Raw genomic sequence first — 8777 nt, forward strand, 5'->3', positions numbered from 1 at the left:
AACCTGATTTCATATATCAATATCAACTTGTGAAAAACCGATTTTAAAGACTCCTCCAAATATGGGTTCCTTAGAATAAATCCAATAAACGGGCCAGGAATAAAAAAAAACGTAATTTGACTTTTGACATAGAATGTAAAAGAAGTGCCAAGCAAGAGAAGCTGGTACACCCTTTGGGCTATAATACAAGTAAATCCAGCAGCTAAGACCAAGTTTTAAAACCCATAACATTAACACCTTTGTATGAAAGCATCAGACCTTTTTGTGAAAGCCTTAGAAAATGAAGGCGTAGAATTTATTTTTGGAGTCCCAGGAGAGGAAAACCTTGACTTCTTGCAGTCTCTTAAAAATTCCTCGATAAAGCTTATAGTCAACAGGCATGAACAGGGCGCTGGCTTCATGGCAGCAACCTATGGCAGACTGACCGGAAAGCCAGGAGTTTGCCTCGCCACCTTGGGGCCTGGGGCTACTAATTTGGTTACCCCTGCAGCATACGCACAGCTTGGGGGAATGCCTATGATGATGATTACAGGCCAGAAACCCATTAAAAAAAGCAAACAGGCACGTTTCCAAATCATTGATGTGGTCGACATGATGAGGCCGGTTACCAAGTACACCAAACAGATTGTTAACTCCAATAATATCGCCTCACAGGTTAGAGAGGCTTTCAGAATTGCGATAGAAGAAAAACCAGGTGCAGTGCACTTGGAATTTCCGGAAGACATAGCCCAGGAAGAATGTGAGGATTTGGTGTTTGATGTAGTAGGCCACATCATTCCCAAACCAGATGACAGAGCTGTATCTAAGGCAGTGGAAATGATTAACAAATCTAAATTGCCTCTTTTGCTCATTGGCGCAGGTGCAAACAGAAAAGTTACCTGCGATGCTTTGGGGAAATTTGTAGACAAAACGGGCATTTTCTTCTTCACTACGCAGATGGGCAAGGGAGTCATTGACGAAAGACACCAGCAATATTTGGGCACAGCAGCACTTTCCTCCAATGATTTCGTGCATGCTGCCATTGATGCCGCAGACCTGATTATCAATGTTGGGCATGATGTGATAGAAAAACCTCCGTTTTTCATGAAAAAAGGGGAGAAGGAAGTCATACATGTCAATTTCTCACCAGCAGAAGTCGATCCCGTGTATTTTCCACAGCTGAACGTAGTAGGGGATATCACAAGCAGTGTCAACAAGTTGGGAGAAGGCATCCAAATTCAGGATAGCTGGGATTTTTCGTTTTTCAAGAAAATTAAAAAAGAAGTAGCTGGGCACCTATCTAAATATTTTGAAGATGAACGTTTCCCTATGCTTCCCCAAAGGCTAATCAATCTATTACGAAACAAACTCGCTTCTGAGGATATTGTCACTTTGGACAATGGCATTTACAAGCTTTGGTTTGCAAGGAATTACACGTGCTATCAGCCGAATACCCTTCTTCTTGATAATGCCTTAGCTTCCATGGGGGCTGGACTTCCTTCAGCAATGATGGCCAAAATTCTTAATCCAGGTAAAAATGTGATCTCAGTCTGTGGTGATGGTGGTTTCATGATGAATTCACAGGAGATTGAAACATCCGTACGACTTGGCCTTCATTTGACAGTGATCATACTCAATGACAGTGCTTATGGCATGATCAAATGGAAACAGGAAGATATGGGGTTTGAAGATTTTGGCCTTGATTACAAAAACCCTGACTTTGTAATGTATGCAGAAAGTTATGGTGCAAAAGGACACAGGCCAGAAAACGACAGTGACTTTCAGAAGATTTTGGAAGAATGTCTTAACACTCCGGCTGTGCACCTGATTGATCTACCCGTAGATTATTCCTTAAACCATCCTATTTTAAATGTAATGTTAAAAGAAAAAGCAGAAAAATTATGAGCGATATAAAAACTATAAAAGTACTTTCTCCTTACGACAATAGCCTCATTAAAGAATTGGCATTGATAGGAGAAAAAGATGTAGAAAAAATATTATCAAAAGCACATGGCTTATTTTTAGACAGGTCCAAATGGATTCCAGCACACAAGCGCATCGACATCTTAGAAAAAGTGCGCCATCTAATGCAGGATAAAATAGAGGAATTGACCAAAACAGCGGCAGGTGAAGGAGGTAAGCCCTACCAAGACTCTAAGGTGGAAGTCCTACGTGCCATCAATGGTGTCAAAATAGCCTCCGAAGAAATTGGAAGGCTCTCGGGAAAACAAATCCCTATGGGTCTGACAGAAGCTACTGCCAACAGGTTGGCATTTACCACTCGTGAACCTATTGGTGTAGTAGTTTCTTTGTCTGCGTTTAACCATCCACTCAATTTGATTGTCCACCAAACCATTACAGCATTTGCAGCTGGCTGTCCTGTAATCGTAAAACCAGCTTCCAACACACCACTATCTTGTATTGCTTTTATGGACATTTTGAAGGAAGCTGGCGTACCTGAGGGCTGGGTACAGATGGTCTTGGTGGAGAATGACCTGGCAGAAAAACTCGCTACAGATAAAAGAGTCAATTACCTGTCATTTATTGGTTCTGCCAAAATAGGCTGGATGCTCAAATCCAAACTTGCTCCGGGTACGCGCTGTGCTTTGGAACACGGAGGTGCGGCTCCAGTCATCGTAGAAAAAGATGCAGACCTAGCAGACATGATTCCGGCGATAGTAAAAGGAGGTTTTTACCATGCTGGACAAGTCTGTGTATCCGTTCAGAAAGTTTTTGTCCATGATTCCATCGCCAAAGAAGTAGCTGAAAAAATTACCAAAGGGGCCCGTAGTTTAAAAGTAGGAGATCCTTTGGAAAAAGATACTGAAGTAGGACCACTCATCCGCACTGGGGAAGTTGATAGGCTTGAAGAATGGGTAAATGAGGCAAAAAAAGAAGGAGCTGAAATACTCTGTGGTGGTGAACGCATTTCCGACACATGTTATGAGCCCACAGTTCTATGGAATCCAAGCCATGAAAGCAAAGTCTCTAGAGAAGAAATTTTCGGCCCAGTAGTATGTGTATACAGCTACTCCGACAGGGAAGAAGCCATTAGATTGGCAAACAGCCTTGACTATCATTTTCAGGCTGCTGTCTTTACTCAAGATGTAAATATAGCTTTGGATACCGTCCAAAAATTAAATGCGACGGCAGTAATGGTAAATGACCATACAGCTTTCCGGGCTGATTGGATGCCGTTTGGCGGCAGAGATACCTCAGGTGAAGGACTTGGCGGCATCCCCTACTCCATGCATGAAATGACCAGAACCAAGCTGATGGTCTTTAAAAGTAAATTTTTGTAAATTTCAAAAAGGCTATCAAGTCTATCGATAGCCTTTTTTCACTTAAATCAATCGTAAGCAATGAAAAAGAAAGAATATTCCAACGGAGAAGTTACAGTAATCTGGCAAGCTGAGAAGTGCATACATTCGGGTATATGCGTGAAAGGATTGCCTAAAGTTTTTAAACCAGATGAAAAGCCCTGGATTAACATAGAAGGTTCATCTACAGAAGATATTATCCATCAGGTAAAACAGTGCCCTTCCGGAGCTCTTGGGTTTTATATGAATGAAGGTGAGGAAAAGCCAAAGGTAGAATCCGAGCATAAAGAACAACTTGCCGAAGTCATGCCCAACGGCCCTTTGATGGTTTATGGAAACATTGAAGTCAAATATGCAGATGGAACATCAGAGAAAAAATTCAAAACTACAGCCTTCTGCAGATGCGGTAGTTCCCAAAACAAACCTTTTTGTGATGGTGCGCATAAAAAAGTAGACTTCAGGGGTTAGGTTACTGCCTGCTTTTTAACCATTCAGACCGAAATGCTTCCATGAATGATTTTTTAAGGGGGCTTTTCAGTCTTTTTTTATACTTTTCTACATGAAGAAATACGGATGGTTACTGCTTTTGGCAGGCTTTGCTTTAGGCTTCGTCATCGCAGAGGCAGGCAAAAAAATCAAAAGATCGGATGTCAGGAGCGCTCTTAGTTTGTTTGAACTTGACTTTGAAAAAGGTGAAATAGACACTATGATCAGCTACTTGGAGCGCAACAAGGAGGGTTATGAAAGTATGAGAAAATACTCTTTGGACTTTGCTGTGGAACCCGCTTTTACTTTTGACCCTTTTCCAAATGACTTTAAATTCCCTGCTGAAAATCAACCTTCAGTTTGGCCTATTCCCGATGATATTGTATTACCTGAAAGTGATGAGGAAATCGCCTTTTTGTCCATCCCTGAGTTGGCCTCTTTGCTCAGGTCTGGACAATTGACATCCCATCGCCTGACCACCATTTTTCTTGAGCGTATCAGACAATACGATGCCACACTTAAGGCTTTTATAACAGTTACCGAAAAACTGGCCTTGGACCAGGCAAAAAAAGCTGATGAGGAAATGTCAAATGGTATCTACAGGGGAATTCTTCATGGTATCCCCTATGGTGTCAAAGACCTAGCTTCAGTACCCGACTATCCAACCACCTGGGGTGCGGCACCTTACAAGGAGCAAATCATTGATCATAAAGCAAGTGTTGTCCTCAAGTTGGAGGATGCAGGGGCTGTACTCTTGGGGAAACTCGTTTCTGGAAGTCTTGCACGTGGAGATGTATGGTTTGGTGGGCAAACCAAAAATCCATGGGACTTGACACAAGGCGCAACAGGTTCCTCCGCTGGTTCAGGATCAGCTACTGCCGCAGGATTGGTCGCATTTTCAATCGGAACGGAAACACTTGGCTCCATCATATCACCTTCTACACGGACTGGAAGTACTGGACTCAGGCCTACCTTTGGAGCAGTTAGCAAGTCAGGATTTATGGTGCTGTCTTGGAGTATGGACAAGGTTGGTCCTATCTGTAGAAGCGCTGAAGACTGTGCCATTGTCTACGATTTCATCAGGGGCAAAGACCAAAATGACCGTAGCTCTAAAACCACTTCATTTGAATTCAATTATAAGCCTGATATTCAAAATTTAAGAATAGGTTACCTCGAAGATCAATTCAATGCTGATTCACTCCTTAACAACAGTAATAATAAAAGATCTTTGGAAGAATTAAAGGCTCTAGGACTGACTCTTGAAGAAATACAGCTACCAAACAACTACCCGTTTGAAGTATTTGACATCATCCTTCGTGCTGAATCCGGGGCATTCTTTGATGAATTGATCATCAATAACGGCCACCGCAAAATGGTGGAACAGGATAAAGGATCCCGTGCAAATTCACTTCGGCAATCTCGATTGATTCCTGCCGTAGAATACATCCAGGCAAACCGTCACCGGCGGTTATTAATTGAAGAGATCCATCAGCTTTTCAAGGATTATGACGTTATTATTTCACCAACTTTTGGAGGAAAACAGATGCTTATCACAAATCTTACAGGTCATCCAGCACTCAGCCTACCCAATGGTTTCGACAAAGAAGGGCACCCAACAAGCCTCACTTTTCTTGGAAATTATTTTGAAGAGGCCAAACTGCTTCAGTTGGCTAAAGTATATCAGGACAATTATGACTACTCCTTACAGCGTCCTGAAGCATACAAGCAATGAACTGTAAAGTCTTGATAAAGAAATGATGGTGAATTTGATATATTGCTCAGTATCTAAACTTGATTGATATGATCGTCGAAAAACCTTGGAGTCAAGAAATCACCTTTCTCAATGAAATCATGAAAAAGACTGAAATGAAACACTGTATAAAATGGGGCATAGATGTCTACACTTTCAATGGTCAGAACATCGTTGGCATCTGCGGTTTTAAAAACTATGTAGGCCTATGGTTTTATAATGGGGTGTTTCTCACTGATGAGGAGGAAGTATTTATAAATGCGCAAGAAAATAAAACCAAGGCTCTCAGACAATGGAGATTCAATGGTCTGAAAGAAATCAAGGAAGACCTTGTATTAAGGTACGTTAAGGAAGCTATACAGAATGAAAAAGAAGGCAAAAGATGGGTTACTGAAAAATCAGACAAAATAGAAATCAATGGCTTATTGGGAGAAGCAATTGGAGCAGATTTAAGGCTTAAAGAGGCATTTGAATCACTCAGTAATTACAAGCAGAAGGAATATTTGGACCATATCAATTCAGCCAAAAGAGAAGCCACTCAACAATCTCGGTTGGAAAAAATCAAACCTATGATTTTAGAGCGAAAAGGGCTGAATGATAAGTATCTAAAAAAATAACCCTTAGTTTATACTGTAAGCCAATGAAAGCTTTTGGAAATAAAAATTGATGGATTTTATAAGTGAGATTTAGTAGAAGCCAATAAAATACTTTTTGTACTTCCAGTTTATGAACATGGAAATGTTGAATTAATTCCTAAATTTTGAAAAACTTAAGGCCTTTCCTAATATTGATCAAAAGCGCAATTCTGAAAATCAAATGAAATAAAAAAGAAATAATTCGAGGTTTTTTATACATTAGATTAAAAGTAAACCCAAAAAACTTAGCCCATTTTTCTAATGTCAGAAGAAAGACTGGACAGTTTGTTAATTGAAAACCTTATAGACAACCTTCAGGAAGTCTTTTTCCTTTTCAATCAGAAAGGCAAAATGATCCTGTGGAATAATAAAGTCAATCAAGTCACTGGGTATAACAACGCTGAAATCATCAAGCTTCGCCCATTGGATTTTTTCCCAAAAGAAGAACAGAAAAAAATCAATCAGAAAATTGAAACCGCATTCAAAACGGGAAAAGCTAGTATAGATGCCAATATCCTGAGTAAAGAAGGCGAGCTTTTTCCCCATCTTTTTACTGCCTCCTTTACCTACTACAAGAACGAACCCTGTCTGTATGGTGTCGGATTGGACATCGGCGATCTGCAGCAAAAAGTATTTGAGATCAATTTGATGCTCAACAATACCGACGAGGCATTTGTCATTCTGGATAAGTCGTTTAGGATCATTTCTTTCAACCAAAAATTTGAGGAAAACTATTTTCACTTGTATGGAAAGCATGTCTCCAAACTGGACAATTTCCTAGATCTCGCTAAAGAGAAACACAGAGAAAAGCTCACTTTAATGTACGAAAAGGTACTCCAAGGTGAATTTGTGACAACAGAATCAAAAATCCTTTCTCCTGAAGGAAAACTTTTGATATATGACTTCACCCATAAACCAGCGAAAAATAAATCAGGGGAGACCTTGGGCATTTTCATTTCTGCAATTGACGTTACCGAAAAGCGTAAAGCGCAGAAAAAAATCAGAAAAAGTGAAGAGCGTTTCAAAACAATGATGAAGGAGGGTTCAGACCTCATTGTGATCTTGGATAATGAAGGCAACTATAAATTTGTAAGTCCGAACCACCTGTATTACCTAGGTTACTCCGAAGGGGAATTGATGTCAACTTCGTCATTCTCTTTGATACATCCAGATGATTTGGATAGAATAAAAGATACATTTAAGCTTATACTTGTCCAAAAAAGAGTTACCGCTCACCCTTACCGGGTAAAACACAAAGATTCCAGTTGGCGGTGGATGCAAAGTACAGCCACAAATTTATTCAAAGATCCTACTATAGGTGGGATAGTCATTAACAGCACAGATGTCACTGATTTGGTGAGCATACAGAAAAAACTGGAAGCCAACTATGAGCTTTATAATTACATCCAAAAAGCCTCCAATGAAGCAATTTTTGAATGGGACATAAGGACAGATATATTCACTTGGGGAGAAAGTTTTGAAAGAATATTTGGGCATGACTTTGATAACAAGGTATTCAAACTGAAAGACTGGATTGCGTTAGTGCATCCTTTAGATGCTGAAAAAGAAAAGAATAGATGGAATCTATTTTTAGCCGATAAAGAACAGGTCAAATGGACTAATGAATTCAGGTTTTTGGACAGTAAGGGCGTTTATTTCTTTGTCGAAGAGGTCGCCTATCTTGTGAGGGATGATAGTGGAGAACCAATAAGAATGATTGGATCGATACGTGATATCTCTCATCAAAAGAAGGAAACAATCAAAAATAAACTATTATCTGACATTGGATATTTTTTCAAAAATGAAGAGAAAACTATCCTGGCTTTGGAAAAAAGTTTGGAATACTTATCAGATATGTGTGATTGTAATTTTGCTGAAATCTGGATGGTCAGTAAAGATAGATTAAGCTTACAACTATATTCAAATCTTGAGAGTTCAGAAGAGTTAAGAAGGTTTTATATTTCAACAAAAACTCAAAGAAAATTTAATTTTGGAGAAGGGTTGCCTGGAAAAGTATGGAAAACCAAACAAGCTTTAAACCTTGAAGCAAAACAAATCGAAAATGAATTCATAAGAGCCGAAGGTATCAAGCATCTAAAATTGGGAATGCTTTCCACTATACCATTATTCTATAATGGCGAAGTGGTAGCCATATTGATGTTGGGGAGTAAAAATTCCGGAAAGCAGGAATTTTACTATAAGATGTACCTTAAGTCTTTGGAGCATTTTCTTGGCGCAGAAATTATAAGAAAACAACAACAGGAAGAACTCAATCAATTGTTTGACAATGCTCCTGATATTCTTGCAGTGGCAGATGCATCGGGTCACTTCAGAAAAGTTAATCCAGCTTTCTGTCAGCTTTTGGGGTACACAGCGGAAGAGATTACTTCTAGGCCATTTTTTGAATTTCTCCATCCTGAAGACTTGAACACTACCAATAAGGAGTATAGAGAGACCGTGTCCGGGTTAAGGAAGGCCGATAATTTTCTCAACAGGTATAGATGCAAGTCAGGCGAATACAAATGGATTTCCTGGAAATCATCAGAAATTTTTGGGGAAGAAGGGCTTGTCTATGCATTTGGCAGAGATGTTACTGAGAGGATAGAG

General features: G+C 39.8%; 6 protein-coding genes. All 6 read left to right on the plus strand.

Annotated features, from left to right (window positions below; all coding sequences use genetic code 11):
- The first annotated feature begins 243 nt into the window (after positions 1 to 243).
- The gene (locus EA341_RS17950; protein ID WP_293016550.1) at positions 244 to 1884 is read left to right on the plus strand and encodes an acetolactate synthase large subunit; all 1641 of its coding nucleotides are present in this window, start codon (positions 244 to 246) and stop codon (positions 1882 to 1884) included.
- Positions 1881 to 3281: an aldehyde dehydrogenase family protein gene (locus EA341_RS17955; protein ID WP_293016551.1), complete on the plus strand. Its 1401-nt coding sequence runs from the start codon at positions 1881 to 1883 to the stop codon at positions 3279 to 3281. Before EA341_RS17950 ends, EA341_RS17955 begins: the two co-directional genes overlap by 4 nt.
- A 60-nt stretch (positions 3282 to 3341) precedes the next feature.
- Entirely contained in the window at positions 3342 to 3767 is a 426-nt protein-coding gene (locus EA341_RS17960; RefSeq protein ID WP_293016552.1) for a (4Fe-4S)-binding protein, read from the plus strand.
- Positions 3768 to 3858: 91 nt separating this feature from the next.
- Positions 3859 to 5517: an amidase gene (locus EA341_RS17965; protein ID WP_293016553.1), complete on the plus strand. Its 1659-nt coding sequence runs from the start codon at positions 3859 to 3861 to the stop codon at positions 5515 to 5517.
- Between the two features lie 68 nt (positions 5518 to 5585).
- Positions 5586 to 6152 (plus strand): YdeI family protein, encoded by a 567-nt coding sequence (locus EA341_RS17970; protein ID WP_293016554.1) that lies wholly within the window; start codon positions 5586 to 5588, stop codon positions 6150 to 6152.
- A 279-nt stretch (positions 6153 to 6431) separates the two neighbouring features.
- The coding region (locus EA341_RS17975) for a PAS domain S-box protein (protein ID WP_293016555.1) at positions 6432 to 8777 on the plus strand (2346 nt) is incomplete at its 3' end.

Source organism: Mongoliibacter sp., from assembly GCF_007692705.1.
GTDB lineage: Bacteria > Bacteroidota > Bacteroidia > Cytophagales > Cyclobacteriaceae > Mongoliibacter.

Excerpts from the sequence above, each read along its gene's own strand:
- EA341_RS17950 (WP_293016550.1), top strand. The coding sequence starts at position 244 with ATGAAAGCATCAGACCTTTTTGTGAAAGCCTTAGAAAATGAAGGCGTA.
- EA341_RS17955 (WP_293016551.1), top strand. The coding sequence starts at position 1,881 with ATGAGCGATATAAAAACTATAAAAGTACTTTCTCCTTACGACAATAGC.
- EA341_RS17960 (WP_293016552.1), top strand. The coding sequence starts at position 3,342 with ATGAAAAAGAAAGAATATTCCAACGGAGAAGTTACAGTAATCTGGCAA.
- EA341_RS17965 (WP_293016553.1), top strand. The coding sequence starts at position 3,859 with ATGAAGAAATACGGATGGTTACTGCTTTTGGCAGGCTTTGCTTTAGGC.
- EA341_RS17970 (WP_293016554.1), top strand. The coding sequence starts at position 5,586 with ATGATCGTCGAAAAACCTTGGAGTCAAGAAATCACCTTTCTCAATGAA.